Here is a 26948-nt window from a genome sequence, read left to right as displayed (position 1 = left end):
TTCCGCTCGCCTGAACTATAAGACTGGTTAGGAGACGGACAATGGATGTGTCCAGCAGTAGTCGTGCGCAAGCCGTGAAGATGACGAATGTGCGGTGGAAGATCTTCCTTCTGCTGCTGATGCTCGTGTCCATCAATTACATCGACCGTGCGGCGCTTTCGGTCGCGATGCCCGCCATCTCGCAGGAGTTCAGCCTCACGCCGGAACGGCAGGGAATCATTTTGAGCTCCTTTTTCTGGACCTATCTGTTCATGCAGGTCCCGTCGGGCATGCTGGCGGACCGCCTGAAGCCGCGCGCATTGATCGCCGCCGCGACCGTCGGCTGGGGCTTCTTTCAGGCGCTCGGCGCGCTGAGTACCGGCTGGTTCCTGCTGTTGTTGACGCGCCTCGGACTCGGCGTGACCGAAGCCCCGATCTATCCGGGCGGCGGCAAGCTGAACGCACTGTGGCTCACGCAGAACGAAAAGACGCGCGGCGCGGCGCTGCTCGACGGCGGCAGCGCGCTCGGCTCGGGCGTCGGCGCGATCGTCGTGGCAACGCTGATGACGGTGCTCGGCTCGTGGCGCGCGGCCTTCGTGGTCGCGGGCGTCGGCACCATTCTGTGCGGCGTGTGGGCGTGGTGGTATATCCGCAATACGCCGCGCGAGCATCCGTCGATCAGCGAGGAAGAGGCCGCATACATCGAGCGCGCGCACGCCGAAGAAGACGCGAACGAGCCGAAGGTCGCGGCGGGCGGGTCGCTGTTTCGCTTCTTCGCGTACCGGTCCGTGTGGGGCATGTGCCTGAGCCATACCTGCACCAACCTGATTTTCTTCGGGCTGATGACCTGGCTGCCGACGTACCTGTTCAAGGTCCACGGTTTCGATCTCAAGTCGCTGGGCGGCGCGACGTTCCTGATCTTCTTCTGCGGCTTCGTGGGCGAAGTGCTCGGCGGTCAGCTCGCCGACAAGTGGAAGGCGTCGGGCGCGAGTGCGAACCTGGTGTATCGCTCGATGATGATCATCGGCGCGGCGGCCGTCGCGTTGTCGATGCTCGGCGTCGCCTTCGTGAAGACACCGTTCCTGGTCGTGACGCTGCTGTGCGTTGCGCTCTTCTTCCTGCGCTGGAACGGCGGCTGCAACTGGGCGACGCCCGCGATGCTCGCGACGCGCGCGCGCACTGGCACGCTCAACGGCATCATGAACTTCGTCGGCAATATCGCGGGCATCTTCGTGCCGATCTTCATCGGCTATATCGTGCAGACGACGGGCTCGTATTTCCTCGCGTTGATGTTCTTCGTTGCCGTGGCCGTGTTCCAGGTGGTGTCGGTACTCAACATCAACTATCAACGCAAGCTGCCGGTATAACGGACAGTACAGCAGGTATAGGTACGCGGTACCTGCATCGACTCCGGGCAACGCAGAGTCGATGCAGAAGCCGTCACTTTCTGAGCGCAACGTCAATGAACACGAACAACATGAGCCTGAACGAAACGGCATCTGCCGCGCGCATCGAACGCGTCGGCATGATCGGACTGGGACTGATGGGCAGCGCCATCGCCTCGCAGGTGATGAAGAAGGGATTCAAGCTCTCGGTGGTCGGGCACCGCAGCCGTCAGGCGCTCGAAGAACTGGTCGCGCAAGGCGCGACCGAACTCGGCAGCGCCGCCGAACTCGCGCGCAACGTGGATGTGGTGATCGTATGCGTCACGGGCACGCCGCACGTACGCGATGCCGTGTTCCGCGAAGATGGCCTGCTCGCGGGCGCGCACGACGGTCTGATCGTGATAGACAGCACGACGGCCGATGCCGACTTCGCCGCCGAAGCGGCCAGCGCATTCGCCGAGAAGGGCGCGGCGTTCCTCGATGCGCCCGTGAACCGCACGCCGAAGGAAGCGCGCGAGGGCCGGCTCAACGTGCTGGTCGGCGGCGATGCAGCGGTGCTCGACCGCGTGCGGCCGCTCATGGCTGCGTACGGGGAGACGGTGCATCATTTGGGCGCGCACGGGTCGGGCTATCGCGCGAAGCTCATTCACAACTTCATTGCGCAGGCGAACGGTGCGATTCTCGCTGAAGCGTTCGGCACGGCCGCGAAAGCGCAGTTGGACCTGCATGAGTTCGCGGCGGTGTGCCGTCTGAGCGGCGCGCATAGCAAGACTTTCGATCGTCTCATTCCGTATCTGCTCGAAGGCGACGACAGCGGACAACAGTTCGCAATCCGAAATGCCGCGAAGGACATGCGCTCGTATAGCCAGCTTGCGGCTTCGTATTCATCGACCGCCATTCTGGCCGAAGCCGTGCGGCAGATTTACGTGCTCGGCATCAACCTCGGCCACGGCGACGAATATGTACCGCATATGTTCGATGTCGTTGCCGAGTTGAACGGCACGAAACAAAACGGCTGATATCTCGCGGCGGCCTAATCGTCGAAGCCGCTTTCGGCGAGCAGGTCCGCCACGCTGTGATGAAGCGCCGGGTCGAACTGCGTCTGCCGCGCGTTGAAGCCGATCGAATAGCCGCGATGCACGCGCGCTTCGCGCTGACGCAGCGCGTGGCGCAGCCGTTCGATCAGATCGTCGGCGTCTTCGGCGCTCGTGTCGGTGAGCAGCACGGCGAACTCGTCGCCACTCAGCCGCGCGATCACGTCGCTTTCGGCAAGCACATCGCGCAGCACGTCGGAGAACGTCTGCAACGCGCGGTCGCCTTCGGCGTGGCCATAGGTATCGTTGATCTCGCGAAAACCGTTCAGGTCGATCAGAAGCAGCGTGGCCTCGCGCGCGAGCCGCTTGCAGACGTTCAGCGTATGTTGCGCGAGGGTCTCGAAGCCGCGGCGGTTCGAAAGCAACGTAAGTTCGTCGATGGTCGCGAGTTGCAGCGCGGCCATTTCCTGTTCCGCCATGCGGCCGAGGTCGCGCAAGAGCCGGCGGTCTTCCTCGCCGAATGCGCGCGGCTGCTGGTCGATGAGACATAGCGTGCCGAGCTTCGCGCCGTTGGACAGGCTCAGCGGATAACCCGCATAAAAGCGGATGAACGGCGGGCCGATGACGAGCGGATTGTCGTGGAAGCGCGCGTCGGCGCGGGCATCGGGCACGATCAACACGTCGCTGCCGCCGATGGCATGTGCGCAGAACGAAACATCGCGCGACGTTTGACGCGTCTTGAGGCCGGTGCATGACTTGAACCACTGGCGATTTTCGTCGACCAGACTCACCAGTGCGATGGGCACGTCGAACAGGCGCTTGGCGAGCCGCGTCAGGCGGTCGAAGCGCTCTTCGGGCGCGGTATCGAGAATATTCAGTGCGCGGAGCGCGGCAATGCGCTCGCTTTCGTTCGCAGGCTAAATAGGGACAAGCATCGGTGTCGGCAACGGCTTGCGGATGCCCGGGCGGGCGGGAGAACTTAAGACTATTCTACCGTCTGACGGCTCTTTATTGAGACACCGATGAAGCGAACATGCATGACGCCAGCGCGGCTCGAACCGCGCTGGCCTGATGCGTGAAACGCGTGCCTTACCATCCGCCGCGCGATCCGCCGCCGCCCGGCGACGGCGTGTTCTGCGGGCTCGTCACGCCGGACGACATGTTGCGCGTCGCGCCCGGCGGCTGCATGCCGCCCCGGCCCGGCGCTGCGCTCATGGTGCCGTCGTTCGCGCCGCCGATGCCGCCGCCGCGCGTCATGCCGGCGCCGTTGCTCGGCCCCGATGTGTTGGCGCCGGTCGCGCCGGACAGTCCGTTGACGCCGTTCGTCCCTGTGCCCGCGCCGCTTGTTCCGCCGACGGCGCCGCCCGCCGCGCCGCCGATCATGCCGCCACCCGCGCCCGCCGCGCCGGCCACATTCACGCCGCCTGACAGTGCGATCGCAAGCGCAGTCACTGCAAGTTTCGCTTTCATTTCGAATCTCCCACTGGATGCATACGAGAGCATTGCGCGCAAGCGTCGTGCCGCGCCTTGGGATGGCAGCGACGCAAAGCGATTGGTCTAGGCGCGGCTGCGTGCTGTCGTCGTAACCGAGTCATCGCGAAGGCGCGCAGGCGGTCGCGCCTTGCGGTGGATCGGATCGTCCTGTGGGCGTCGAATGTATCGACAGCTCGATGACGGTTCTGCGCGAACGGTACGGCTGGAGCGAGCAATGGCCGGCGCGGTTTCCCGGCGGTCTCGCGATGAATCGCCTGCGGGCATCGCTGCTTTTGCCGGGCTTCACTGTGACGGCGAACGGGCAGGCGCGCGAACGCCGCTCGCTGCCGTAACGTATCAGCGCAACGGAGCGATACCTTGCGCGACGCCGGACGGCATGCAGATATGCTTGATCTCGGTGAAGTCGGCGAGCGCGTCGTAGCCATGCAGACGCCCGAGGCCGCTTTGCCGGTATCCGCCGGTTTCCGCTTCCGCGAAGAGCTTGTTGTGGTCGTTGATCCAGACCGTGCCGTTACGCAGCGCACGCGCCATGCGAAAGGCGCGCGGGCCGTCGTGCGTCCATACGCTGGCCGACAGGCCGAAGACCGTGTCATTGGCCTTCGCGAGGGCTTCCTGCTCGCTCTCGAATACTTCCAGCGTGACGAACGGCCCGAAGATTTCGTCCTGGCAGAAGAACGCCTTCGGGTCGTCATGCTCCACCAGCGTCGGCGAAAGGAACGCGTGGCCCGAGCGCGCGCCGCGCAACAGCACGCGATCCGCCATGTCGCATGCGCGTTCGATGGTGCAGTCCACTGCATCGCGCGTGGGCGCATCGACGAGCGCGCCAATATCCGTCGCCGGCTCGATGCCCGGTCGCACTTTCAGCGCGGCGAGCGCGCCCGCGAGATGCTCGCGCATTTCGGCCGCGCGCGACGCATGCACCAGCACGCGACGCGCGGCCGTGCATTGCTGACCGGAGATGATGGTCGCGGCGCGCGCGAGACGCGGCGCGATGGCGGCGATATCGGCATCGTCGAACACGAGGCAGCACGACTTGCCGCCGAGTTCGAGCGAGAGCTTCTTCATGCTGTCCGCCGCCGCGGCCATGATCTTCTTGCCGGTCGCGGTCGATCCCGTGAAGCTCACCACGTCGACGTCGTGCGAATCGGCGAGCCGTTGACTGGCGGCGTGCGCCTGTTCGTTCACGAGGTTGACTGCGCCCTTAGGCAACGCGGTGTGCTCGAAGCAGCGCAGCATCGCGGCCGTGACGAGCGAGGTCTGCGCGGCCGGTTTCACGACCGCCGTGCAGCCTGCCGCGAGCGCGGGCGCGAGCGAGCGCACGAGCAGCACGGCCGGCGCGTTCCACGGCACGATGATCGCCGCGACGCCCGCGGCTTCGCGCAGCATCGTGGAAATGGTGCCGGGTTCCGGTTCGAGGACGTGACCCGCGATATGCCGCGCGAGCCCCGCGTAATAGCGCACCTCCGATATGGCGCCCGCAATCTCGCCGCGCGATTGCGCAATCGCCTTGCCATTTTCGCGCGTGAGCAGCGTCGCCAGCGCATCGCGCTGCTGTTCGAGCGCCGCGGCCCACGCAAGCAGCACGTCCTGGCGCAAACGCGCGTCCTGCGCCCACGTCGTGCGGTGGAACACATGGCGCGCGGCGGCAATGGCGGCGTCCGCTTCGTGCGCGCCGCCGTCGGCGTATTGGCCGATGGCTTCGCCCGTCGCGGGGTCGATGCTGTCGAGCGTCGGCGTGCCGGCCCATTCGCCGCCTATCCAGTGCAATGCGTTCATCGTGTTCGTTCCTTCATTGGGGTGATGTATCGGACACCGAAATATTAGATGCTTGATGCAGTTCGTCGCCGATGATCGCGATGAGCGCCTCCGCTGCCGCGCTCAGCGGCCGGCGCGGATGACTCACGCACACGATATGGCGCACGATGCGCGGCGCGAGAATGGGGCACGCGCGCAAGGTGCCGTGCCGCGCGGCGCGTTCGACCACGATGCGCGGAAGAATCGTCGCAAAGCGCGTGTGCTCGACGAGCTTGAGAATGGTGGAGAGCACGTCGATTTCGAAGCGCGGCGCGAGCAGCACGTCTTCGTGTTGCGCGGCGCTGTCGAGCACGCCGCGCAGACCGTGGCGCTTGGTCGGCAAGACGAGTTCGAGCTCCGGCAACTGCGCCAGTTCTATCGCGTGGGGCAAGTCGGGGCCGTGCGCGGCGCTGGTTGCGAGCACCATCTCTTCGTCGAGCAGCGGGCGCGAATCGAGCGAAAGGCGCGCGCGCGGCTTGTTGATGATCGCCGCATCCAGTTGGCCGCCCGCCACCCAGTCGATGAAGGTCGCGCTGTAGCCATCGGCGACGGTCACTTCGACATCCGGATAGCGCGCATGAAAACGCGAAAGCGAGTCCGCGAGCACGCTCTCCGTGACCGACGCGATCAGCCCGATGCCCACGTGTCCCGTCACGACTTCATCGCGCTGCACGAGTTGCTGCCGCGCGTGCGCGAGGTCGCGCATGATCGGCAGAAAGAGGCGATACATGAGCCGCCCCGCCGCGGTCGGCGCCATGCCGTGCGCGCCCCGTTCGAAGAGTTGCTGATGCAGTTCGTCTTCGAGCTTGGCGATCTGCATGCTCAACGCGGGCTGCACGATGTTCAGGCGCTTGGCCGCACGCGTGACGGAGCCGTCTTCGAAAAGCGCGATGAAGTACTGGATTTGCTTGAGGTCCATCTGATCCCATCGTCATCAGCAACGCTAATGGGTTTGCGCCGGGTCATCACTATGCGTCAAACGCGGCCCGTCGAGTTGCGCCCGACTGGGCGGCGTATCGAAGGCATCCATTGATACGGAACTGTAAGAACGCTGTCATCGGGGCTAACACGGATATAAGACGCGATGATTCGGCGCATCAGAAAACAGTATTAGAACTTATGGAGTGATCTCGCTACGCTTCAACCATGCGCTTGCTGCGGCATTTCCGATCAACGGCAGGCAATGGATGGAGACACCAATGAACACACGCGATGCCGCAACGAACGGCATTTCCTCACTGGCGTGGGCCCCCGAAGACGTTGACGCGGCCTCGCTCTCGCTGCGCGACTGGCTCGCGCATCTCGCGAAGACCGGACGCGTCGCGACCATCGACAAGCCCGTCGCGCTCGAACATGAACTCGCGGCCATCGCCAAACGGCTCGACGGCACGCGAGCAGCCTTCTTCACGCGTCCGGGCGGCCATTCGGTGCCGGTCGTGAGCGGCTTCATGGCGAAGCGCGCATGGATTGCCGAAGCAATGGGCGTCGAAGAAGCCGGGCTGCTCGCGCGATTTTCGGCTGCGGCCGCCGCGCCGCTCGCGTCGAAAGTGGTCGAGCGTGACGACGCGCCGTGCCAGCAAGTGGTGCATACGAACGGCATCGACCTGCACGCGCTATTGCCGATTCCCACGCACAGCGAGCACGACAACGGCCCGTACATCACGGCGGGTCTCGTGATCGCGCGCAATCCGCGCACGGGCGTGCAGAACGTGTCCATCAACCGTATTCAGGTGCATGGCCGCGACCGCATGGCGATTCTGCTGCTGCCGCGCCATCTGTACGCATTCCAGCGCGCCGCCGAAGAAGCGGGCGATGCGCTCGACGTGGCCGTCGCCATCGGCGTCGACCCGCTGACGATGCTCGCGTCGCAAGCCATCACGCCGATCGATCACGACGAGCTGGAAATCGCGGGCGCGCTGCACGGCGCGCCGCTGCCTGTCGTGTCGTGCGTGACGAACGGCGTGCATGTGCCGGCGTTCGCGGAGATCATCATCGAAGGGCGCATTCTGCCGAACGTGCGCGAACCCGAAGGCCCCTTCGGCGAGTTCCCGAAGTACTACAGCGCGAAGGAATCGCGCGAAGTCATCGAAGTGACGGCGGTCACGCATCGGCGCGACCCGATCTTTCATACGATCGTGCCGGCCGAGATGGAGCATCTGCTGCTCGGCGGGATCCCGCGCGAAGCCACGCTGCTCGCGCATCTTCAGCGCAGCCATCCTTCGGTCAAGGACGTGCATCTTTCGGTGGGCGGCGTGTGCCGCTATCACCTGTGGGTGCAGTTCGACAAGAAGCGCGAAGGCGAGGCGAAGAATGTGATTCTCTGCGCGTTCGGCGCGCACTACGACATCAAGCAGGTCGTCGTCGTGGATACCGATGTGGACGTGCATGATCCCGCCGAAATCGAATGGGCGATTGCCACGCGCTTTCAGGCCGACCGCGATCTCGTCGTGGTGGCGGGCGCGCAAGGCTCGCCGCTCGATCCTTCGACGACGGTCGGCCTGCCCGACGACGCGCCCGCGCATCTGCAAGGCGTGAGCGCGAAGATGGGCCTCGACGCCACGCGCCCGGTCGTTTATCCGGCGCACGTCTTCACGCGCGTGCGGATTCCGGGACAAGACACCGTCGATCTGGATGCGCTCGTCGCGAATGACAACAGCGCGCTCGACGCCTACCTCACGCGCGATCATGGCTGAGCGAAAGAAGCGCATCGTCGTCGGCATCTCGGGCGCGAGCGGCGCGGTCATCGGCGTGCGTCTCATCGCCGCGCTGCGCCGGCTCGGCACGCACGAGACGCATCTGATCGTCTCGGCATCGGGCGCGGTCACGGCGGCGCAGGAACTCGGCCTCGCGCGCGCCGACCTCGATTCGCTGGCTGACGTCGTGCACAACGTGCGCGATATCGGCGCGGCGGTGGCGAGCGGTTCGTTCCTGAGCGACGGCATGGTGATTGCGCCGTGTTCGATGAAGACGCTCGCCGCGGTCGCGAACGGCTTCGCCGACAACCTGCTGACGCGCGCCGCCGACGTCATGCTCAAAGAGCGCCGCCGCCTCGTGCTGGTCGCGCGCGAGACGCCGCTCAACCTCGCGCATCTGCGCAACATGACGCTCGCGACCGAAATGGGCGCCATCGTGATGCCGCCCGTGCCCGCGTTTTACGCGCATCCGCAGACCATCGACGATGTGGTCGATCACACGGTCGGGCGCATTCTGGATTTGTTCGGCATCGAGCACGGCGAGATCGCGCGCCGCTGGAGCGGTCTCGCCGATGAATTCGGCAGCCGCGCCGAGAGCAAGGAGTGACGCCATGAACCAGCGCGACACAGGATTCGCGGATATCAACGCACGCGTCGCTGACAACGCTGCCGCCGCGCCCGAGCGCCACGTCGGCCGTCCGATGCCGCGTTTCGAAGACCCGGCGATTCTGACGGGCCGAGGCCGCTACGGCGACGACCTCGCCGTGAAGCCGGGCACGCTGCAAGCCGCGATTCTGCGCTCGCCGCATGCGCACGCGGATATCGTGTCCATCGACACCGAAGCCGCATCGAAGCTGCACGGCGTGCGCGCCATTCTCACGCGCGACGACTTGCGTCCGTGGTCGCGGCCGTTCGTCGTCGGCGTGAAGTCGCCGATGGAGCAGTGGGCGCTCGCGATGGACCGCGTGCGCTATGTCGGCGAGCCGGTTGCAGTCGTGATGGCGGAATCGCGCGCCATTGCCGAAGATGCGATGGACCTCATCAAGGTCGAGTACGCGCTGCGCGATGCGGTCACGTCCATCGATCAGGCGGTGCAGGACGATTCGCCCGTACTGCACGAGCGCGTCGGCAGCAACGTGATCAGCGACCGGCATTTCAGCTATGGCGATCCGCAAGCCGCGTTCGAGCGCGCGCCGCATCGCGTGAAGCTCGTCGCGCACTATCCGCGCAATACGTGCGCGCCGATCGAATGCGGCGTGGTGATTGCCGAATACCTGTCGGGCGACGAAGGCTACGACGTCACGTCGAATTTCATGGGGCCGTTCTCGCTGCACGCCGTGATGGCGATGGCGCTCAACGTTCCCGCGAACCGTCTGCGTCATAAGGCTCCGCGCGATTCCGGCGGCAGCTTCGGCGTGAAGCAGGCGGTGTTTCCGTATGTCGTCTTGATGTGCCTCGCCTCGCGCAAGGCGGGCGCGCCGGTGAAATGGGTCGAGGACCGGCTCGAACACCTGAGCGCCGCGACCTCCGCGACCGCGCGCCTGTCCACCCTCGAAGCCGCCGTGGAAAGCGACGGCCGCATTCTCGCGCTCTCGTACGATCAACTGGAAGACGTGGGCGGCTACGTGCGCGCGCCCGAGCCCGCGACCTTCTACCGGATGCACGGCTGTCTGACGGGCGCATATGCGATCCCGAACCTCGCCGTGCGCAACCGCGTGGTGCTGACCAACAAGACGCCGACCGGCCTCGTGCGCGGCTTCGGCGGACCGCAAGTGTATTTCGCGCTGGAGCGGCTGATTCAGCGCATCGCCATCGAACTGAAGCTCGATGTGCTCGACGTGTACCGCCGCAACTTCGTTCCCGCCGATGCGTTCCCGTATCGCGCGGCAGCAGGCGCGCTGCTCGATTCGGGCAACTATCAGGAGGCGCTGCGCCTTTCGAACGTCGAGGGCGGCTACGAAGAACTCGTCGCGCGGCGCGACGCGGCCCGCAAGGAAGGGCGTCTCTACGGCATCGGCTTTGCGGCGATCGTCGAACCGTCCGTATCGAACATGGGCTATATCACGACCGTCATGCCGCCCGACGCGCGCAAGAAGGCCGGCCCGAAGAACGGCGCGATAGCCAGCGCGACCGTGAGCGTGGATCTGCTCGGCGGCGTGGTCGTCACGATTGCATCGACGCCGGCGGGACAGGGCCACATGACGGTGTGCGCGCAAGTCGTCGCGGATGTGCTCGGGCTGGACCCGAAGGACATCGTCGTGAACGTGGAATTCGACACGCACAAGGACGCGTGGTCCGTCGCGGCGGGCAACTATTCGAGCCGCTTCGCGGGCGCGGTGGCCGGCACGGTGCATCTCGCCGCGACGCGCGTGCGCGACAAGCTCTCGCGCATTCTCGCGAAGCAGTTCGGCTGTGCAGTGGATGACGTGCGCTTCGAGCGCGCGCGCATTTTCCCGAAGGATGCCGAAGACCGCGCGCTGCCGTTCGCGCGCGCGGCGAGCAACGCGCCGCACTGGGCGCCCGCGCTGCTGCCCGAAGGCGAAGAGCCAGGCTTGCGCGAGACTGTGTTCTGGTCGCCGCCGCACATGGACGCGCCCGATGAAGAGGACCGCATCAACACATCGGCGGCGTATGGCTTCGCGTTCGACATGTGTGCCGTCGAAGTGGATCGCGCGACGGGACGCGTGCGCATCGACCGCTACGTGACCGCGCACGACGCCGGCACGCTGCTGAATCCCGCGCTCGCGGACGGCCAGATTCGCGGCGCGTTCGCGCAAGGACTCGGCGCTGCTCTGATGGAAGAGTTCCGCTACGGCGCGGACGGCAGCTTCCAGTCGGGCACGCTCGCCGACTATCTGATGCCGACGACCTGCGAAGTGCCCGATCCGGTGATCGTTCATCTGGAAACGCCGTCGCCGTTCACGCCGCTCGGCGCGAAAGGGCTCGGCGAAGGCAACAACATGAGCACGCCGCCGTGCATCGCGAATGCGGTGGCGGATGCGCTCGGCGTCGACGACATTCGCCTGCCGCTCACGCCGCAAAAGGTGATGGCGCTGATCGGCATCGACGACCCAGAACCGTCGCGCCCCGAGTACCGCGAAGCAGCCGCGACGAAGCCCGCGACGCCGGGCGGCGGCAAGGCATTGACGGCGCAAGGCACGGTCGATCTGCCCGCGACGCCCGAAGCCGTGTTCGCCGTGCTGCTCGATCCGGAGGCGCTCGCCAACGTCATCCCCGGCTGTCACGCGCTGGACGAGACCGCGCCGAACCAGTATCGCGCGGACGTGACCGTGGGCGTCGGCATCATCAAGGCGCGTTTCGAAGCGCGCATCGGCTTGTCGGAGATCGACGCGCCGCGCCGCCTTCGTCTCGCGGGCGCGGGCATCTCGCCGCTCGGCAGCGCGCGCGGCAACGGTCTCGTCGAACTGACGCCGCACGGTAACGGCACGCGCCTCGCGTACGACTACGAAGCGCAGGTCTCGGGCAAGGTCGCGGCGGTCGGCGGACGCATGCTCGAAGGCGCGGCGAAGGTGGTGCTCAGGCAATTGTTCGAATCGCTCGGCCGGCAGGCGGCGGGCAAGCCGGTGGCAGAGCGCCGATCATGGATCGCGCGGCTGCTCGGCCGTTTCAGGAGGCATGCATGAAACCCGCGCCGTTCGATTATCTGCGCGCGATGACGACGCAACACGCGCTCGACGCGCTGGCGCAACACGGCGAGGACGCGCGCGTGCTGGCAGGCGGGCAGTCGCTGATGGCGGTGCTCAACATGCGGCTCGCGCAGCCGCGCGTGCTCGTCGATATCTCGCGCACCGCCGAGCTGGACGCCGTGCGCGTCGATAACGGGGCGGGGCATCTCGTCGTGAGCGCGGCGGCGACGCAAGGCAGCGTCGAGTGGCGCCGCTCGTTGCGCGACGAAGTGCCGTTGCTCGCGATGGCCTTTCCGAACATCTCGCATTTTCAGATCCGCAATCGCGGGACGGTGTGCGGTTCCATCGCGCATGCCGATCCGAGCGCGGAACTGCCGCTCGTGCTGGCCGCGCTCGGCGGCGACGTCATGCTGCGCTCGAAGAAGAAGCGCCGCGCGCTCGCCGCGCAGGACTTCTTTCAGGGAATGCTGATGACGGCGCGCGAGCCCGACGAACTGGTCGAAGCCGTGCGCTTTCCGTTGAGGAAGTCCGGCGAGCGCCATGCGTTCGCCGAGTTCTCGGCGCGGCACGGCGATTTCGCGGTGGTCGCGTGCGCGGCGGTCGTGACCGACGACGCCATTCGCATCGCGGTAGGCGGCGTCGCGGACCGGCCGGTGGCCGAGACCTGGCCGCGTCTGACAGGCGACGACCTGCGCGGCGCATTGAACGACCTGAGCTGGAAACTGAACGCGCAGGACGACGCGCACATCAGCGCGAAGTATCGCCGGAATCTGGTCCGGCAACTGGGATGGCGCGTGATCGAGGAGGCGAAGTGAGCAACACGGCGGACAACATCATGCGGCACGGCGAAGAGCAGCGCATCACGCTGACGCTCAACGGCCGCGAACGCAGCGGCTATTGCGAGCCGCGCGAACTGCTGTCGGATTTCATCCGGCACCAACTCGGCGCGACGGGCACGCACGTGGGCTGCGAGCACGGCGTCTGCGGCGCATGCACGGTGCATGTCGACGGCATCGCGGCACGGTCGTGCCTGATGCTCGCGGTGCAGGCGGACGGACGGCGCATTGATACCGTCGAAGGCCTCGCGCCGGAGCAGACGCTCGGCGACTTGCAACAGGCCTTTCAGCGCCATCACGCGTTGCAGTGCGGCTTTTGCACGGCGGGCATTCTGATGTCGTGCGCGGATTATCTGCAACGCGTACCGGACCCGAGCGAAGAGCAAGTGCGCGAGATGCTGTCGGGCCACATCTGCCGCTGCACGGGCTATACGCCGATCGTCGCGGCTGTGCTCGACGTCGCCGCGCGCCGTCAGGAAAAAGCAAATACGAAGGAGTCCGAACATGCTTGATCTCGGCCGCACTTTCCTGCAAAGCGTCGAGCGCAGCCCGAACGCGCTCGCGCTCGTCGACGGTGATCTGCAACTCACGTACGCGGCGTGGCATCGCGTGATCCTGAATGTCGCCGATGGCCTGCGCGCGCTCGGCGTGCGACGCGGCGACCGGCTGCTCGTCGTGCTGCAAAATCGCTGGGAAATGGCGACGCTGCATTGGGCGGGGCAGTTCGCGGGCATCGTGATCGTGCCGCTCAACTGGCGCGCGAAGCCGGAGGAAGTCGAATACTGCGTGACGGATGCGGGCGTGAAGGCCATCGTCTACGAACCCGTTTCCGCCGATGCCGTGATGCAGAGCGCGTCGGCGCAGAACCTGCCGCGCATCGGGCTCGACGACGTATCCGGCGGCACGCTGACATTCGACGCGCTGACCGCGGAGCGCACGCCGGAATGCGCGGGCGACTGCGCAACCGAAAGCACGCAAGCCACCGCCGACGACATCTCACTGATCCTGTACACGTCCGGCACCACCGGCAAGCCGAAGGGCGTGCCGCGCCGTCACCGCCACGAACGCGCGGGCGCGCTTGCGCACGTCGCGCAGAACCTGTACCGGCGCGGCGAACGCACGCTCGGCGTGATGCCGCTCTATCACACGATGGGCGTGCGCTCGCTGCTTGCGATGGCGCTCGTCGATGGCGTCTTCGTCTGCGTGCGCCGCTGGAACGCGAAGCTCGCGCTCGAATCCATCGCACGGCACCGGCTGACGTGCCTTTATCTCGTGCCGACGCTCTATCACGACCTGCTCGCCGACAGCGGTTTCGCGAGCACGGATACGTCGTCGGTCAGAAAGCTCGGCTTCGCGGGCGCGCCGATGAACGACGGTCTGCTCAAGCGCCTTTCGGCTGCGTTCGAGCCGGAGCTGTTCGTCAATCACTACGGCTCGTCCGAGGTCTACACGTTCAGCATCGATCAGGACGCGACGAAGAAGCCGGGCAGCGCGGGGCGCGCGGGCATCAACACGCGGCTGCGCGTGGTGAAGCTCGACGCGGTGTCGCCCGACGAGACGGCGGCCGTCGGCGAGGAAGGGCAGATCATCGCGGACCTGCTCGGCGACGAAGCATTCGAAGGCTACTGGAATCGCCCGGACGCGAACGCGAAGTCCTTGCGCGACGGCTGGTACTTCACCGGCGACACCGGCTATTTCGACGCAGACGGCGATCTCTACGTGACCGGCCGCGTGGACGACATGATCATCAGCGGCGGCGAGAACATTTCGCCCGTGGATATCGAGTCGGTGCTCTCGCTGCATCCCGCCGTCGATGAAGTCGCCGTCGCGGGCGTGAAAGACGAGCGCTGGGGCCAGCGCGTGGTCGCGTTCATCAAGCGCCGCGAATATGTGGATGCCGAAGGGCTCGACGCGTGGTGCCGCCAGTCCGACCTCGTCAACTTCAAGCGCCCGCGCGACTACGTGTTCGTCGATGACATTCCGAAGTCGCCGGTCGGCAAGATCCTGCGCCGCAAGCTCTCAGCGGGCGAGTACGTGCCCGACGACGCACCCCTTGCACAACATACAGAAACCACGAAGGAGTAACCCGACATGACCGACCTGAACCACCGCGGCCAGACGCTGCTGCAAGACCTCGACGGCTTCTCGGTCGAGATCGACGCCGAACGCGAACGCGCCGACATCATCCTGCACCGGCCGCCCTTCAACGTCATTTCGATGCACGCGCGCGATCAGTTGCGCGCCGCATTCGAAGCACTGGACGACGATGAGCGCGTGCGCGTGATCGTCGTGCGCGCGAACGGCGAGCACTTTTCGAGCGGCGGCGACATCAAGGGCTTTCTCGAAGCATCGCCGGAACACGTGTCGAAGCTCGCCTGGAACATCGCGGCGCCCGCGCGCTGCTCGAAGCCGGTGATCGCGGCCAATCGCGGATTCTGCTTCGGCGTGGGCTTCGAGTTGTCGCTCGCGTGCGACTTCCGCATCGTCACCGACACCACGTTCTACGCGCTGCCCGAACAGAAGCTCGGCCAGATTCCCGGCTCCGGCGGCTCGGCGCGCTTGCAGGCGATGGTCGGCATCGGCCGGACCAAGGACATCGTGATGCGCTCGCGCCGCATCCCCGGCAAGCAGGCGTACGAGTGGGGCATCGCGGTGGACTGCGTGCCGGATGCCGAACTCGAGGCCGCGACGGACGCGCTCGTCGACGAACTGCGCGCGTTCTCGCCGCTCGCGCAGCGCACCGCGAAGAAGCTCCTGAACGATTCGGAAGACGCGCCGCTTTCCATCGCGATCGAACTGGAAGGGCATTGCTATAGCCGCCTGCGCTCGTCGGACGACTTCCGCGAAGGCGTCGAGGCGTTCCACGGCAAGCGCAAGCCGGTGTTCCGCGGCTTCTGACAACGCAGACAAAGGAAGACGACATGAGACGCTTCGATTACGTGATCGTAGGCGGCGGTTCGGCGGGATGCGTGCTTGCGCATCGGCTGTCGGCGTTGCCGTCGCTGCGCGTCGCGTTGATCGAGGCGGGCGCGGACACGCCGCCGGGCGCGGTGCCCGAGGCCATTCTCGACAGCTATCCGATGCCGGTGTTTTGCGGCGACACGTACATCTGGCCGGACCTGAAGGCGCAGGCCACGAAGCAGGCCGCGCCGCGCGTGTACGAGCAGGGCCGCGTGATGGGCGGCGGGTCGAGCATCAACGTGCAGTCGGCTAATCGCGGCTTGCCGCGCGATTACGACGACTGGGCCGCGACAGGCGCCGATGGCTGGGCGTGGCGCGACGTGCTGCCGTACTTCCGCAAGCTGGAGCGCGACCTCGACTTTCCCGGCGGCGAACTGCACGGCGGCGACGGCCCCGTGCCGATCCGCCGCATCATGCCGAAGGACTGGCCCGCGTTCTGTCATGCGTTCGGCAAGGGCTTGCGCGCGCAGGGCGTCGCGGAACTGAAGGATCAAAACGGCGAGTTCGGCGACGGCTTCTTTCCCGGCGCGTTTTCGAACGAGGACGACAAGCGCGTGTCCACGGCCATCGCCTATCTGGACGACGCGACGCGCAAGCGCCCCAATCTCAGGGTGTATTCGAAGCTGCGCGTCGAGCGGATCGTGATGCAAGGCGCGACCGCGCGCGGCGTGATCGCGGTGGACGAAGACGGCGAGCGCCTGCGCTTCGATGCGGGCGAAGTGATTCTGAGCGCGGGCGCGCTGCAATCGCCTGCGCTTCTGATGCGCGCCGGCATCGGCGATGCGCGCGAACTCGCGGCGCTCGGCATTACGTGCGCGGTGAACCTGCCGGGCGTCGGACGCAATCTGCAGGATCATCCGTCGCTCACGTTCTGTCATTTCCTGGAGCCGCGCTTTCGCATGCCGCTTACGCGACGCCGCGCCAGCATGATGGCTGCGCGCCTGAGTTCGGGCGTCGCGGGCTGCGACGAGTCGGACCTGTATCTGTCGAGCGCGACACGCGCCGCATGGCATGCGCTCGGCAACCGGCTCGGGCTGTTCTTTCTGTGGTGCAACCGGCCGTATTCGCGTGGCCGCGTGCAGCTCCTTTCCGCCGATGCCGCCGCCGCGCCGCGCGTCGATCTCAATCTGCTCGACGACGAACGCGATGTAGAGCGGCTCGCTGTCGGCGTGCGGATGCTGGCGCGCATCGTCGAAGCGTCGGGTCTGAGCCGTGATGGACGCGACTTCTTTCCGGCGGCGTTCTCGCCGCGCGTGAAGGCGTTGAGCCAGGTCGGCGAGGGCAACGCGCTTCTCACGTCCGCGCTCGGGATTCTGCTGGACACGCCTGCGCCCGTGCGCCGGATGCTGATCGAACGCTTCTTCACGCGCGGCCTGAAGATGAACGCGCTGCTCGCCGACGACCGCGCGCTCGCGGACTTCATTCGCGCGAACGTGTTCGGCGTGTGGCACGCGAGCGGCACCTGCCGCATGGGCGGCGCAAACGACCGCGATGCCGTCACGGACGGCCAAGGGCGCGTGCATGGCGCGCGAGGCTTGCGCGTGGTGGATGCATCGCTGATGCCGAAGCTGCCATCGGCCAATACGAACATACCGACCATCATGATCGCCGAGAAGATCGCCGACGCGATGGTCGCGGCGCGGCGCGAACGCGCGGAACTCGACGTCTCGGGTTCGCCGCCGCTCGCCGCCGCCCACTAACGATTATTCAATAACGATTTTTTTAACCTCGACAAGAGCACGCAATAAGAAACGTGCCTGCGAAACCGGGGCGATCGAAAGACCGCCCAGTGACAAACCAGGAGATACACATGTCCGTAGCTGCACAAGACGGGGCCGCCGCGCTTCCGGTGAATCAGCGGCAGATCATGGGCGCGGTGGTGGCCTCGTGCATGGGCTGGGCGCTCGATCTGTTCGACCTCTTCGTGTTGTTGTACGTCGCGCCGGTGGTCGGGCGTCTCTTCTTCCCCTCCGAACACGCGATGCTGTCGCTCGCGGCAGTCTATGCGTCGTTCGCGGTGACGCTGCTCATGCGTCCGCTCGGCTCGGCGCTCTTCGGCTCGTACGCGGACCGTCACGGCCGCAAGGGCGCGATGATCTTCGCGGTGGTCGGCGTCGGCATCTCGACGGCGGCGTTCGGCGTGCTGCCGACCGTCGCGCAGGCGGGCCTCGTCGCGCCGATCCTGTTCCTGCTGCTGCGTCTCGTGCAGGGCGTGTTCGTCGGCGGCGTGGTGGCATCGACGCATACCATCGGCACCGAATCGGTCGCGCCGAAGTATCGCGGCGCGGTGTCGGGGCTGATCGGCGGCGGCGGCGCGGGCCTCGGGGCGTTGCTCGCCTCGCTCACGTATCTGGCGATGTCGTCCATCTTTCCGGGCGAACTCTTCGATGCGTGGGGCTGGCGCTGCATGTTCTTCACCGGCATCGTGAGTTCGGTGCTCGGGCTCTTCGTGTTCAACAGCCTCGAAGAATCGCCGCTCTGGAAGAAGCTCGCGGCGGAGAAAGCGGCCAAGGCGGCGGCGCAAGTCAAGACGGGACCCGTCGAAGTCGTGCGCTCGCCCATTCGCACGCTGTTTTCGCGCGAGTATCGCGGAGTGCTGTTCGTGAACCTGCTGCTCACCATCGGCGGCGGCAGCGGCTATTACCTCACCTCGGGCTATCTGCCGACGTTCCTCAAGGTCGTGAGCCATGCGCCGAACGGCGCGGCCGCCGCGATTCTGATGATCTGCAGCGTCGCGGTAGTGATCGCATCGATCGCGGCGGGGCATCTCTCGACGTTCATCGGGCGCAAGAGCGCGTTCGTGTGGATCGGCCTCATTCGGCTGGTCGCGCTGCCGGGGCTTTTCCTGTTGTTGCCGACGGCGCAGAGCATCACGATGATCGGCGTCTACGCGGTGCTGCTTTCCGCACTCGGCAGCGCAGGCTATGCGCCGATTCTGATCTTCCTGAACGAACGCTTCCCGACCGCAATCCGCGCGACCGGAACGGGCCTTTCGTGGAACATCGGCTTCGCCATCGGCGGGATGATGCCGACCTTCGTTTCGCTCGTCGCGAAGGACGCGAGCCAGTTGCCGTCGACGCTCGCGATCTTCGTCGGCGCGATCAGCATCATCTTCCTCGTCGGCGCGTTCGTCGTGCCGGAGACGCTCGGCAAGCTGGACAACAGCGCGGCGCGTAATCCGTCCTGAAGCATGTCCTTGCGGGCGCGCGACGCACGCGCCCGCATCCTCTAACACAAGAAACCGGAGACGCTCATCATGAAATATGACGAGGACGTTCGCGCGCGCTCGTACAAGTTTCGCGACGAATACGTGGAAGCGACGCCGAAGTGGTATCGCGGAGAGATGCATCTGGGCTTTACGCTCGTCTTCACGACGGCGGTGATCGTGTATTGCGCCATGCAGCTTCACACGCCCACGTTCGCGGAATGGCTCGCGGTCGTGCCGCTCTTTCTCTTCGGCAACTGGGCGGAATGGGCCGCGCACCGCTATGTGCTGCATCGGCCGACGAAGTATTTCAGCATGGTCTACAAGCGGCACTGCGCGGTGCATCATCGCTTCTTCACGCATGTGACGCTGGAGTACAAGGGCCACAAGCACTGGCGCGCGCTGCTGTTTCCGCCGTTCGCGCCGGTCGCGTTCGTGCTCGCGGCCGCGCCGCTCGCGTTGCTGATCGGCTTCGTGTTCACGCGCAATGCAGGATACATCGCACTCCTGACGATGGCCGCGTACTACCTGATGTACGAAGGGCTGCACACGCTTTCGCACGTCACGGACAGTCCGTTTCTCGACCGCCTGCCGTTCGTCAACACGGTGCGCCGCCTGCATGTGACGCATCACGATCCCGAGCAGATGGCGACGCAGAACTTCAATCTCACCTTCCCGATCTGCGACACGCTGTTCGGAACGCGCAGCGATGCGCCGCGCACGGTGCCAACGACTGCGCGCCGCGGCTGATTCGCATCATGCAGAAGGAGCCGGCGCGCCCGTGGTCACGCGCCGGATCTCCTCGGTGATGATGGCGATAAGCGCCTGCGCCGCCGGCCCGATGGGCCGCTTCGGATGCGTGACCTGAATGATGTGACGCACGATGGGCGGCTTGTCGATGGTGCGCACGCGCAGCCGCCCTTCGTCCACTTTCGACTGCACGACGACGCGCGGCAGAATCGTCGCGACGCTGCTCTGCTCGACGAACTGCACGATCGTGCTGAGAAGGTCGATTTCGAACTTCGGCTTGATGACGATATCGGCGGCCATGAGCGCGGCGTCGAGTGCGCCGCGCAGGCCGTTGCGCCGCGTGGGCAGCACGAGTTCGATATCGGACTGCGCGACGAGGTCGATCGTCTCCGGCAGATCCGGCCCGTGCGCGGCGCTCGTCACGAGCACCATCTCTTCCACGAGTAGCGGCTCGACGTCGAGCGCGAGTCGGCCGCGCGGCTTGTTGATGATCGCGGCATCGAGCCGGCCCGATTCCACGGCGTCGATGAGTTGCGCGCTGAAGCCGTCCGCCACCGACACTTCCACTTGCGGAAAGAGGGCGTCGAAGCGCGCGAGCGATTCGGGCAAGACGCTCTGCGCCTCCGACGACACCATGCCGAGCGACACGCGCCCTGTCACGATGACATCGCGCCGGCTCAACTGCTCGCGCGCATGGCCGATATCGCGCATGATCGGCGTATATAGCCGGTACATGAGGCGCGCGGCTTCGGTCGGCGCCATGCCGTGCGGCCCGCGTTCAAAGAGCGTCTGCCGCAGCTCGGTTTCGAGCTTCGCGATCTGCATGCTCAACGCAGGCTGCGCGATATTGAGGCGCTTGGCCGCCCGCGTGACGGTGCCTTCCTCGAATAGCGCGATGAAGTACTGGATCTGCTTCAGTTCCATGTGACAGGCGTGCACAGCCGGGCGGCGAAACGGACATGGTACCGCCGGGCGGCGCATCGCGGTTCGACGCACCCTTCAGCATTCGCTGCGTCGAGCCGTTAACTCCGTCGTATGGAATCGTCATTTCCGGCAGATATCAGGCAAGCGAGCGCATGCGTGTCGACCTCATCACCTTCTACGTCCTAGTCGTCGGAACGCTTCTCGTCAGTTGCGGGATGACGTTCTGGGAGCATCGCACGAACCCCGGGCGCAGCAGGGAACTCAAAATCCTCGCGGCGGGATACGGCACGCTCGCCATCGGCTGCGCGGCGGCGTCGTTCCGCCACGCGGTGCCGGGCGTGTTCGGCTCGGCGTTGAGCAACCTCGTCATCGAGGCGGGGTATCTGTTGCTCCTGCACGGCGTCGCGGCGTTGAACGGGCGGCGTTATCGCGCGTTCTCCATCGGCCTCTTTGCCGTGCAGGCGCTTGCGTGGGCGCTCGCCTGGGCGATCGGCGGCGTGCGCTGGCAGGAGACCGTGTGGAGCTATGCGAGCGCGCTTCCCATCGCCGCCGCGGCCGCGATGACCTCGCGCGAACTCCTGCAGAGCGACCGCATGCACTGGGGACAGGCGCGGCGCATCGCGGTGATTGTCTGCGGCGCGCATGCGCTTCTCTATGCCGCGCGCGCGTGCGTTCTTCCATGGATGGCGGCGCTCGGCACGCCGCTTTTGATGCTGATCGCCAAGATCACGATGTACGAGGGCATCCTCTATTCCGTCCTCTTGCCGATGACGCTGCTGCGGCTCGTCCGCGACGAAGCTCACGCGCAGCTTTTGCGTCAATCGCAGACCGACTATCTGACCGGACTCGGCAATCGCCGCTCGTTTTTCGAAGAAGGCGGGCGCGTGGCCGCCGGGCGCGACGTATCGGTGCTCGCCATCGACCTCGACCACTTCAAGACCATCAATGACCGCTACGGCCATCAGGCCGGCGACGAAGTGCTGAAGACGTTCGCGCTCATCGCGCGAAAGGTGCTGGGACCGGATGCGGTTCTCGCGCGCATCGGCGGCGAAGAGTTCGCGGCGGTGCTCGCCGGGCCGCATGGCGATCGCGCGAAAGAGCTCGCGGAGGACGTCGTCAGACGCTTCGCCGCGACGACCTCTCGCGGTGCAAACGGCGCCGAGTTGCGGGCGACGGTGAGCATCGGCCTCGCGCGATCCGGCACGCCCGCGAGCGCGCTCGCCGATGTGCTCGGCGCGGCGGACCGGGCCTTGTATGCGGCGAAGGCGGGCGGCGGGAATCGGGTGGAAGTGGGACGCCTCCCGCAGTGGGGCGAGGCGCGGTGTGGGGAGGAGGTGGTTTGAGCGGGCACGGTACGCGATCGTGCCGCCACTGCTATAACTTTCGGAATAACGCACTACCGTCCGCTTGCTGCGGCGTGGTAACTCTCTCTGATTGAATCGGAGAGGACGCACAATTGCCAAGCGGAATCAGAGCCGACAAGTGGTCGCTCACGTTGTACCTCAGGCGCGACAGGTGTTTCGTCAGCACAGACGAGAAACAGCGCGCGGCCGAGAGCAGGCGCAGGTTTCTGGCTGACGCTTCTCATTGGATGCACGATCAGGCGATCATGGCGAAGCTGAAGGCGCTACTGGGCATCGAGGAGACCGACACTGCCAACGCACGCTGGAAAATCCAGCGCGCCATTGAGACAGGCGAGATCGTGACGATACCCGACCTACGGCGCAGCAGCGGCGCCTGTGGTAGTCACGGCATCGATATGCCGAAGCCGCGCTCGGTGACTTACACGCCATCGCAACTTTTCAGGGGCGCGCCGCGCATATCGAGCGCCGGCTCTTTCGACCGCCCTGCACCCATAAGGCTCTTCGCTGACGACTGCATGGCCGCGTGGCTTGCCAGGCCCGGGGATGTGCTTCCCGATGGCAGAATAGCGACCGCCATCGGGACGAGAGGCGGTTCAATGTTCCAGAGTCTACGGAATGTCGATGACGATTCTCTCGCGCAGGCAGCGCCTTTCGAGTATCAGCCGGATTCGGCCTATACCGATGCCTTCGACATCGCATCGCAGGAAACAAAAACGCCAAACACGGGCGACGCATGGGCGTGGTACACGAATCCCGGCAGCGGTCAGATGCGCTTATACGGAGACACAGGTGCGCCAGTGATCGACCTCGATTTCGACCATGTGCACAGCGGTCTCCGCCCGCATGCTCACAATTGGAATGACGGCGTCAGAGACGGTGGCGACGGCGTTGTTCCTTTTAGCCCTTGGAATCCCTGACATGGAAAACAATTCGAGCGTTATCGCGCAGTATCACGCTTTTCACGATTGGTACTTGTGCGCAATTTCGGCAGATATGTTCGGGGCCGTCGTCGAACTCAGACTCTTGTTCGATAACCGAAAGGATCGGGTCCGCGTCGTCTTCAGAGGGGCGACGCGATGTCTAGTCAAAGACTTCCTGATTCAAAACATCATCTCGTCGATGACTGTCCTATCGGATTTCGAGTCTCAGCAATTCAAGCAGGCTCGCTCCGCTCTCGACGATTCATATCCGTGGGGAAAAGATGACCCGCCCAGGCTTATCGCCTCTATCGACGCGTCCATTGGCGCCGACGCGCTCATCGAGTTTGATTCAGTGGAGGTATATCGGGATCAGTAGGCGCGCGATTGCATTCGGTCTGCCCACGCCCGTCCCACTCTCCCTATAATCCCCGCTTCGCACCTGCATCAACGGAAATTCGATGGACGTATTGTGGAAGGGTCTGCTCGGCGGTCTCGTCACCGCGCTGATCGCGATGGCATCCAAACGGGGCAACGTGCTCCCCGGCATTCTGCCTCTTGCGCCCACGTTCGCGATCATGGCGCTGCTCGTGGTCGGCGCCAAGGGCGATGCGACCGGTTTCAGGACCGCATGCCTCTCCGGCGCGCGCACCATTCCCGCCTACCTCGTGTTTCTGGGCACATGCTACGTGCTCGTGCATTTCGTGGACTACCGGCTGGCGATTCTCGGTGGACTCGCGGCATGGCTGATCGCGGCGCTGACCATCTTTCTCGCGCCGCGATTCTTCTAGCCACGCGCACGGTTCGAAGCGCTCGCGCCATGCGCCCCGAACCGTTCGTCGATCAACGCGCCGCTTCTTCTTCCGGCTCGTTGGTCGTGTAGGCCGGCGTGTCGCGGCCTTCGCCCGGAAGCGGCTTGCCTTCCAGCGGCGGCAGCTTCCTGGCTTCTTCCAGGTCGATGCCCGCGCCCTGCGCGACGCGCGTTCCGTAGTCCGGATCGCAATGCCAGAAGTGCCACACCATGCGCAGCGCGATCGGCTTCGGGCACGCCTTCATGTCTTCCACAAGGTTCGCGACCAGATCATCGCGCTCCCAATCCTCGAACGTACGATACCGCTCGCCGGCCTGCTTGTAGTCGTCCTGCGTGCGTGAGGTCTGATAGCGTCCGAGATGCCCTTCGACCCACTGGTGGTAGTCGTGCTCCTTCTTCGGCGCTTCTTTCAGGCCACCCATCATGCTCGGCTCATAGTTGACGTGCGGGTTCTCGCCCGCCTGATCGACGTAATACGCCATCTGCCCGTCGCGCTGATTCGTGCGCGCGCCGTTCTTCGGCGCATTGACCGGCAGTTGCAGATAGTTGGGGCCAACGCGATACCGCTGCGTATCCGAATACGAGAGCGTGCGTCCTTGCAGCATCTTGTCGTCGGAGAAGTCGATGCCGTCCACCAGCACGCCGGTGCCGAACGCGGACTGCTCCGTTTCGGCGAATACGTTCTTCGGATTCTGGTCGAGCACGAGACGTCCCACCGGCAGGAGCGGAAACTTGTCCTCGGGCCAGCGTTTCGTGTCGTCGAGCGGATCGAAGTCGAGTTCGGGATGCTCATCGTCCGACATGATCTGCACGCACATTTCCCACTCGGGAAACTCGCCGCGTTCGATCGCATCGTACAGGTCGCGCGTGGCATGGCCCACGTCCTTCGCCTGAATCTCGGACGCCTGCTGCGAGGTCAGATTCCTGACGCCCGCTTTCGGCTCGAACGAGAACTTGACGAGCACCGCTTCGCCCTGATCGTTCACGAGCTTGTACGTGTTGACGCTCGAACCCTGCATGTGGCGGTAGTCGGCGGGAATGCCCCACGGACTCTTGACCCACGTCACCATGTGCAGCGATTCCGGATGATGCGCGATGAAATCGTAGAAGCGCCACGGCTCCTGCCGGTTCGAGACAGGATCGGGCTTGAACGCGTGGATCATGTCCGGGAACTTGATCGCATCGCGAATGAAGAAAATCTTGAGGTTGTTGCCGACGAGGTCCCAGTTGCCGTCTTCCGTATAGAACTTGATGGCGAAGCCGCGCGGATCGCGTGCCGTCTCGGGCGACTCCTTGCCGCCGATCACCGTGGAAAAGCGCAGGAAAACGGGCGTCTTGACGCCGCTTTGCGTCAGGACCTTGGCGCGTGTGTACTTGGAAGCCGGCTCATTGCCGATCTTGCCGTAGGCCTCGAAGTAGCCGTGAGCCGCAGTGCCGCGCGCATGCACGACGCGCTCGGGAATGCGTTCGCGATCGAAGTGAGTAATCTTTTCGATGAACGGATAATTTTCCAGCGTCGCCGGGCCGCGTTCGCCGACGGTGCGCATGCTCTGATTGTCGGGAACAGGATGTCCCTGTCGCGTGGTGAGAAATGCCTTGTCGCTCATAGCGCGCTCCTTGCTCTGTGCCAGAGTCACAGGTGAGTGGTCGAGCCGGCGGCATGCTTCTTGTCCGCCGGTTCGCCTCATCGTAGCAACGCGCATACCGATCGACAATACAATGGACGACGACGCGCTTCATCACGGAGCGCGTCGTCGTCCAGCATTCGTCGATGATTCGTGCGAGCTTTGCGGGCAGACCGCCACGTCGATCTGCCCGCGTACTGCTTACTTCGGGTTAGTCGCCACGAAGTTCTTGAACGCGCTGTAGGCCGCCTTGACCGTCTTGCCGTCGTTCTTCAAGAGACCGTAGTTGCCTTCGCCGCCAACGGGGTCGTCATACAGCTGATACGCCTGGATCGACTGGATGTTGTACTTGGACGCGATCGAGACGAACTGCGCCATCATCTTGTTGCCCACGAGGTACGACGCGATCTGGTCATCCGTGCCGAGCCACGGCCGCACGCCGAACTCGTTGATCCAGATCGGCTTGCCGAACTGTTGCAGCGTCGCGAGGATGTCGTGACAGCCGGTGCCGCCGCAAGCATGCGTGATGTCGCCCTGATCCGAATACCAGTGCCATGCCGTGATGTCCCACGTCACCTTCGGATAGCCCGACGTGCCGTCCGGCTGCGTGCCGTTCCACAGCATCTGGTCGAAGCCGTAGTGCATCCACGCGCCGCCGCCGATGATGATCTTGCCGTTCGTATCCACCGACTTGATGCCCGCGATCATGCCGCGCACGATGCCGCGCGCGATCTGGAACTTGGCGTTGACGAACTGCTGCGGGTACACGCCGTCCACATTGCCGGTCAGAAGGCTGCTGTCCAGCTCGTTGCTGACTTCGTAGTACGGGTACTTGTATGCCGTCGCCGTTTGCTGGCCGAGCGTGAAGCCCGCGTTGTAGGCGTCAGTTTCGTTCGTGAAGCTGCTCACACCGATCAGCAGCACGGGATAAACCGTCACGCCCGCTGCAGCCGCCGTCTTTGCAATACCGGCGAGCTTGGTCGCCGAGCCGAGGTTGTACACCTCGTTGCGGTACATGGTGGCGCCGAGGTCCTTCACCTGCTGAAGCTGAAGCGTGGGCGTCGAGATGTCGTACGCGCCGCCTTCGTTGTTATGCCCGTTGATGCCGTAGAAAATGCTGCCCGGCACGGTCGTGACCTTCGCGGTGGCGGCTGTATCGAAAGCGGAGTCGGCGGCGCTGCCACCGCCGCAAGCGGCGAGCAGCAATCCGGTGGTCAGTGCGGCGGCGAGGGCGGCCTTGCGCGCGAAGAGGCGTCGTGTGGTGGTCTGGGTCATGACTTTTTGTTGGTTAGTATGGTAAGTAGTACTGATAGACAAGCGTGCATCGTCAAGAAGAGGCGTGCTGTCCGGAGCGCCGTTTCAGGGGCGGGTCGGCAACGGGCCAGGGTCCCGCGTATCCCTGCGGGCGGGCAAAGCTGCGTAACTCCGAGTCGGATGCCGAGCGCGTGCGCTTGCGTGCCTCCATGTGTTTCAGGGACGGAAGTGCATGCGGTGCAAACGTTTGCAGCCGAGTCGCTTTAGGAAGAACT

The 26948-nt window shown here is 65.2% G+C and carries 24 protein-coding genes; 17 read left to right on the top strand and 7 right to left on the bottom strand.

What is annotated here, in order from left to right; translation table 11 throughout:
* The first annotated feature begins 41 nt into the window (after nucleotides 1-41).
* Complete coding sequence (locus LDZ26_RS24255; protein ID WP_244851222.1) at nucleotides 42-1346, top strand: MFS transporter; 1305 nt, start codon at nucleotides 42-44, stop codon at nucleotides 1344-1346.
* A gap of 95 nt (nucleotides 1347-1441) precedes the next feature.
* On the top strand, nucleotides 1442-2383 hold the full coding sequence (locus LDZ26_RS24250; RefSeq protein WP_244851221.1) for an NAD(P)-dependent oxidoreductase: 942 nt from the start codon (nucleotides 1442-1444) through the stop codon (nucleotides 2381-2383).
* 14 nt (nucleotides 2384-2397) lie between these two features.
* On the opposite strand, the gene LDZ26_RS24245 is transcribed toward LDZ26_RS24250, so the two are convergent.
* Together LDZ26_RS24245 and LDZ26_RS24240 are read right to left on the bottom strand one after the other, a co-directional pair.
* Nucleotides 2398-3294 carry a diguanylate cyclase gene (locus LDZ26_RS24245; protein WP_244851780.1) on the bottom strand — a complete coding sequence of 299 codons (897 nt, stop codon included), beginning with the start codon at nucleotides 3292-3294 and terminating at the stop codon, nucleotides 2398-2400.
* Between the two features lie 193 nt (nucleotides 3295-3487).
* Nucleotides 3488-3868: a hypothetical protein gene (locus LDZ26_RS24240; RefSeq protein WP_244851219.1), complete on the bottom strand. Its 381-nt coding sequence runs from the start codon at nucleotides 3866-3868 to the stop codon at nucleotides 3488-3490.
* A 200-nt stretch (nucleotides 3869-4068) separates the two neighbouring features.
* Here LDZ26_RS24240 and LDZ26_RS24235 point away from each other — a divergent pair, with 200 nt between their 5' ends.
* Complete coding sequence (locus tag LDZ26_RS24235) at nucleotides 4069-4224, top strand: hypothetical protein (protein WP_244851218.1); 156 nt, start codon at nucleotides 4069-4071, stop codon at nucleotides 4222-4224.
* Nucleotides 4225-4228: 4 nt separating this feature from the next.
* Here the strand turns inward: LDZ26_RS24235 and LDZ26_RS24230 are convergent, their stop codons facing one another.
* Both LDZ26_RS24230 and LDZ26_RS24225 read right to left on the bottom strand, forming a co-directional pair.
* Nucleotides 4229-5668, bottom strand: coding sequence for an aldehyde dehydrogenase family protein (locus LDZ26_RS24230; protein ID WP_244851217.1), 1440 nt, complete (start codon nucleotides 5666-5668; stop codon nucleotides 4229-4231).
* 13 nt (nucleotides 5669-5681) lie between these two features.
* Complete coding sequence (locus LDZ26_RS24225) at nucleotides 5682-6605, bottom strand: LysR family transcriptional regulator (RefSeq protein WP_244851216.1); 924 nt, start codon at nucleotides 6603-6605, stop codon at nucleotides 5682-5684.
* Nucleotides 6606-6885: 280 nt separating this feature from the next.
* Between LDZ26_RS24225 and LDZ26_RS24220 the strand changes: the two genes are divergently transcribed.
* The 10 genes from LDZ26_RS24220 (at nucleotide 6886) to LDZ26_RS24175 (ending at nucleotide 19778) form a co-directional block, all read left to right on the top strand.
* Nucleotides 6886-8379: a UbiD family decarboxylase gene (locus LDZ26_RS24220; RefSeq protein ID WP_244851215.1), complete on the top strand. Its 1494-nt coding sequence runs from the start codon at nucleotides 6886-6888 to the stop codon at nucleotides 8377-8379.
* Nucleotides 8372-8986 (top strand): UbiX family flavin prenyltransferase, encoded by a 615-nt coding sequence (locus LDZ26_RS24215; RefSeq protein WP_244851213.1) that lies wholly within the window; start codon nucleotides 8372-8374, stop codon nucleotides 8984-8986. Before LDZ26_RS24220 ends, LDZ26_RS24215 begins: the two co-directional genes overlap by 8 nt.
* A gap of 4 nt (nucleotides 8987-8990) precedes the next feature.
* On the top strand, nucleotides 8991-12023 hold the full coding sequence (locus LDZ26_RS24210; RefSeq protein ID WP_244851212.1) for a molybdopterin cofactor-binding domain-containing protein: 3033 nt from the start codon (nucleotides 8991-8993) through the stop codon (nucleotides 12021-12023).
* The gene (locus LDZ26_RS24205; RefSeq protein ID WP_244851210.1) at nucleotides 12020-12841 is read left to right on the top strand and encodes a xanthine dehydrogenase family protein subunit M; all 822 of its coding nucleotides are present in this window, start codon (nucleotides 12020-12022) and stop codon (nucleotides 12839-12841) included. Before LDZ26_RS24210 ends, LDZ26_RS24205 begins: the two co-directional genes overlap by 4 nt.
* Nucleotides 12814-13374 carry a (2Fe-2S)-binding protein gene (locus LDZ26_RS24200; RefSeq protein WP_370650763.1) on the top strand — a complete coding sequence of 187 codons (561 nt, stop codon included), beginning with the start codon at nucleotides 12814-12816 and terminating at the stop codon, nucleotides 13372-13374. Before LDZ26_RS24205 ends, LDZ26_RS24200 begins: the two co-directional genes overlap by 28 nt.
* Nucleotides 13367-14947: an AMP-binding protein gene (locus LDZ26_RS24195; RefSeq protein ID WP_244851208.1), complete on the top strand. Its 1581-nt coding sequence runs from the start codon at nucleotides 13367-13369 to the stop codon at nucleotides 14945-14947. Before LDZ26_RS24200 ends, LDZ26_RS24195 begins: the two co-directional genes overlap by 8 nt.
* A 6-nt stretch (nucleotides 14948-14953) precedes the next feature.
* Nucleotides 14954-15760 (top strand): enoyl-CoA hydratase/isomerase family protein, encoded by an 807-nt coding sequence (locus LDZ26_RS24190; protein WP_244851207.1) that lies wholly within the window; start codon nucleotides 14954-14956, stop codon nucleotides 15758-15760.
* A gap of 23 nt (nucleotides 15761-15783) precedes the next feature.
* The gene (locus LDZ26_RS24185; RefSeq protein WP_244851206.1) at nucleotides 15784-17523 is read left to right on the top strand and encodes a GMC family oxidoreductase; all 1740 of its coding nucleotides are present in this window, start codon (nucleotides 15784-15786) and stop codon (nucleotides 17521-17523) included.
* 110 nt (nucleotides 17524-17633) lie between these two features.
* Nucleotides 17634-19010, top strand: a complete 1377-nt coding sequence (locus LDZ26_RS24180) for an MFS transporter (RefSeq protein WP_244851205.1) — start codon at nucleotides 17634-17636, stop codon at nucleotides 19008-19010.
* A 69-nt stretch (nucleotides 19011-19079) separates the two neighbouring features.
* The gene (locus LDZ26_RS24175) at nucleotides 19080-19778 is read left to right on the top strand and encodes a sterol desaturase family protein (RefSeq protein ID WP_244851204.1); all 699 of its coding nucleotides are present in this window, start codon (nucleotides 19080-19082) and stop codon (nucleotides 19776-19778) included.
* Between the two features lie 6 nt (nucleotides 19779-19784).
* Here the strand turns inward: LDZ26_RS24175 and LDZ26_RS24170 are convergent, their stop codons facing one another.
* A complete protein-coding gene (locus LDZ26_RS24170) occupies nucleotides 19785-20702 on the bottom strand; it encodes a LysR family transcriptional regulator (protein WP_244851202.1) in 918 nt (305 codons plus the stop codon).
* A gap of 152 nt (nucleotides 20703-20854) precedes the next feature.
* Between LDZ26_RS24170 and LDZ26_RS24165 the strand changes: the two genes are divergently transcribed.
* From LDZ26_RS24165 to LDZ26_RS24150, 4 genes are all read left to right on the top strand, one after another.
* Nucleotides 20855-22045 carry a diguanylate cyclase gene (locus LDZ26_RS24165; protein ID WP_244851201.1) on the top strand — a complete coding sequence of 397 codons (1191 nt, stop codon included), beginning with the start codon at nucleotides 20855-20857 and terminating at the stop codon, nucleotides 22043-22045.
* 266 nt (nucleotides 22046-22311) lie between these two features.
* Nucleotides 22312-22983 carry a hypothetical protein gene (locus tag LDZ26_RS24160; RefSeq protein WP_244851200.1) on the top strand — a complete coding sequence of 224 codons (672 nt, stop codon included), beginning with the start codon at nucleotides 22312-22314 and terminating at the stop codon, nucleotides 22981-22983.
* A 1-nt stretch (nucleotide 22984) separates the two neighbouring features.
* Entirely contained in the window at nucleotides 22985-23362 is a 378-nt protein-coding gene (locus tag LDZ26_RS24155; protein WP_244851197.1) for a hypothetical protein, read from the top strand.
* 82 nt (nucleotides 23363-23444) lie between these two features.
* Nucleotides 23445-23774: a GlpM family protein gene (locus LDZ26_RS24150; protein WP_244851196.1), complete on the top strand. Its 330-nt coding sequence runs from the start codon at nucleotides 23445-23447 to the stop codon at nucleotides 23772-23774.
* A 52-nt stretch (nucleotides 23775-23826) separates the two neighbouring features.
* Here the strand turns inward: LDZ26_RS24150 and LDZ26_RS24145 are convergent, their stop codons facing one another.
* The gene (locus LDZ26_RS24145) at nucleotides 23827-25401 is read right to left on the bottom strand and encodes a catalase (protein WP_244851194.1); all 1575 of its coding nucleotides are present in this window, start codon (nucleotides 25399-25401) and stop codon (nucleotides 23827-23829) included.
* A gap of 219 nt (nucleotides 25402-25620) precedes the next feature.
* On the bottom strand, nucleotides 25621-26694 hold the full coding sequence (locus LDZ26_RS24140; protein ID WP_244851193.1) for a glycoside hydrolase family protein: 1074 nt from the start codon (nucleotides 26692-26694) through the stop codon (nucleotides 25621-25623).
* Between the last annotated feature and the right edge of the window lie 254 nt (nucleotides 26695-26948).

It is taken from the genome of Caballeronia sp. SL2Y3, from assembly GCF_022879575.1.
GTDB lineage: Bacteria > Pseudomonadota > Gammaproteobacteria > Burkholderiales > Burkholderiaceae > Caballeronia.
This window is presented reverse-complemented; position numbering and strand designations above follow the sequence as displayed.

Coding starts and splice junctions, on each gene's coding strand:
- LDZ26_RS24255 (WP_244851222.1), top strand. CDS start 42: ATGGATGTGTCCAGCAGTAGTCGTGCGCAAGCCGTGAAGATGACGAAT.
- LDZ26_RS24250 (WP_244851221.1), top strand. CDS start 1,442: ATGAACACGAACAACATGAGCCTGAACGAAACGGCATCTGCCGCGCGC.
- LDZ26_RS24240 (WP_244851219.1), bottom strand. CDS start 3,868: ATGAAAGCGAAACTTGCAGTGACTGCGCTTGCGATCGCACTGTCAGGC.
- LDZ26_RS24235 (WP_244851218.1), top strand. CDS start 4,069: ATGACGGTTCTGCGCGAACGGTACGGCTGGAGCGAGCAATGGCCGGCG.
- LDZ26_RS24230 (WP_244851217.1), bottom strand. CDS start 5,668: ATGAACGCATTGCACTGGATAGGCGGCGAATGGGCCGGCACGCCGACG.
- LDZ26_RS24225 (WP_244851216.1), bottom strand. CDS start 6,605: ATGGACCTCAAGCAAATCCAGTACTTCATCGCGCTTTTCGAAGACGGC.
- LDZ26_RS24220 (WP_244851215.1), top strand. CDS start 6,886: ATGAACACACGCGATGCCGCAACGAACGGCATTTCCTCACTGGCGTGG.
- LDZ26_RS24215 (WP_244851213.1), top strand. CDS start 8,372: ATGGCTGAGCGAAAGAAGCGCATCGTCGTCGGCATCTCGGGCGCGAGC.
- LDZ26_RS24210 (WP_244851212.1), top strand. CDS start 8,991: ATGAACCAGCGCGACACAGGATTCGCGGATATCAACGCACGCGTCGCT.
- LDZ26_RS24205 (WP_244851210.1), top strand. CDS start 12,020: ATGAAACCCGCGCCGTTCGATTATCTGCGCGCGATGACGACGCAACAC.
- LDZ26_RS24200 (WP_370650763.1), top strand. CDS start 12,814: ATGGCGCGTGATCGAGGAGGCGAAGTGAGCAACACGGCGGACAACATC.
- LDZ26_RS24195 (WP_244851208.1), top strand. CDS start 13,367: ATGCTTGATCTCGGCCGCACTTTCCTGCAAAGCGTCGAGCGCAGCCCG.
- LDZ26_RS24190 (WP_244851207.1), top strand. CDS start 14,954: ATGACCGACCTGAACCACCGCGGCCAGACGCTGCTGCAAGACCTCGAC.
- LDZ26_RS24185 (WP_244851206.1), top strand. CDS start 15,784: ATGAGACGCTTCGATTACGTGATCGTAGGCGGCGGTTCGGCGGGATGC.
- LDZ26_RS24180 (WP_244851205.1), top strand. CDS start 17,634: ATGTCCGTAGCTGCACAAGACGGGGCCGCCGCGCTTCCGGTGAATCAG.
- LDZ26_RS24175 (WP_244851204.1), top strand. CDS start 19,080: ATGAAATATGACGAGGACGTTCGCGCGCGCTCGTACAAGTTTCGCGAC.
- LDZ26_RS24170 (WP_244851202.1), bottom strand. CDS start 20,702: ATGGAACTGAAGCAGATCCAGTACTTCATCGCGCTATTCGAGGAAGGC.
- LDZ26_RS24165 (WP_244851201.1), top strand. CDS start 20,855: ATGCGTGTCGACCTCATCACCTTCTACGTCCTAGTCGTCGGAACGCTT.
- LDZ26_RS24160 (WP_244851200.1), top strand. CDS start 22,312: ATGGCGAAGCTGAAGGCGCTACTGGGCATCGAGGAGACCGACACTGCC.
- LDZ26_RS24155 (WP_244851197.1), top strand. CDS start 22,985: ATGGAAAACAATTCGAGCGTTATCGCGCAGTATCACGCTTTTCACGAT.
- LDZ26_RS24150 (WP_244851196.1), top strand. CDS start 23,445: ATGGACGTATTGTGGAAGGGTCTGCTCGGCGGTCTCGTCACCGCGCTG.
- LDZ26_RS24145 (WP_244851194.1), bottom strand. CDS start 25,401: ATGAGCGACAAGGCATTTCTCACCACGCGACAGGGACATCCTGTTCCC.
- LDZ26_RS24140 (WP_244851193.1), bottom strand. CDS start 26,694: ATGACCCAGACCACCACACGACGCCTCTTCGCGCGCAAGGCCGCCCTC.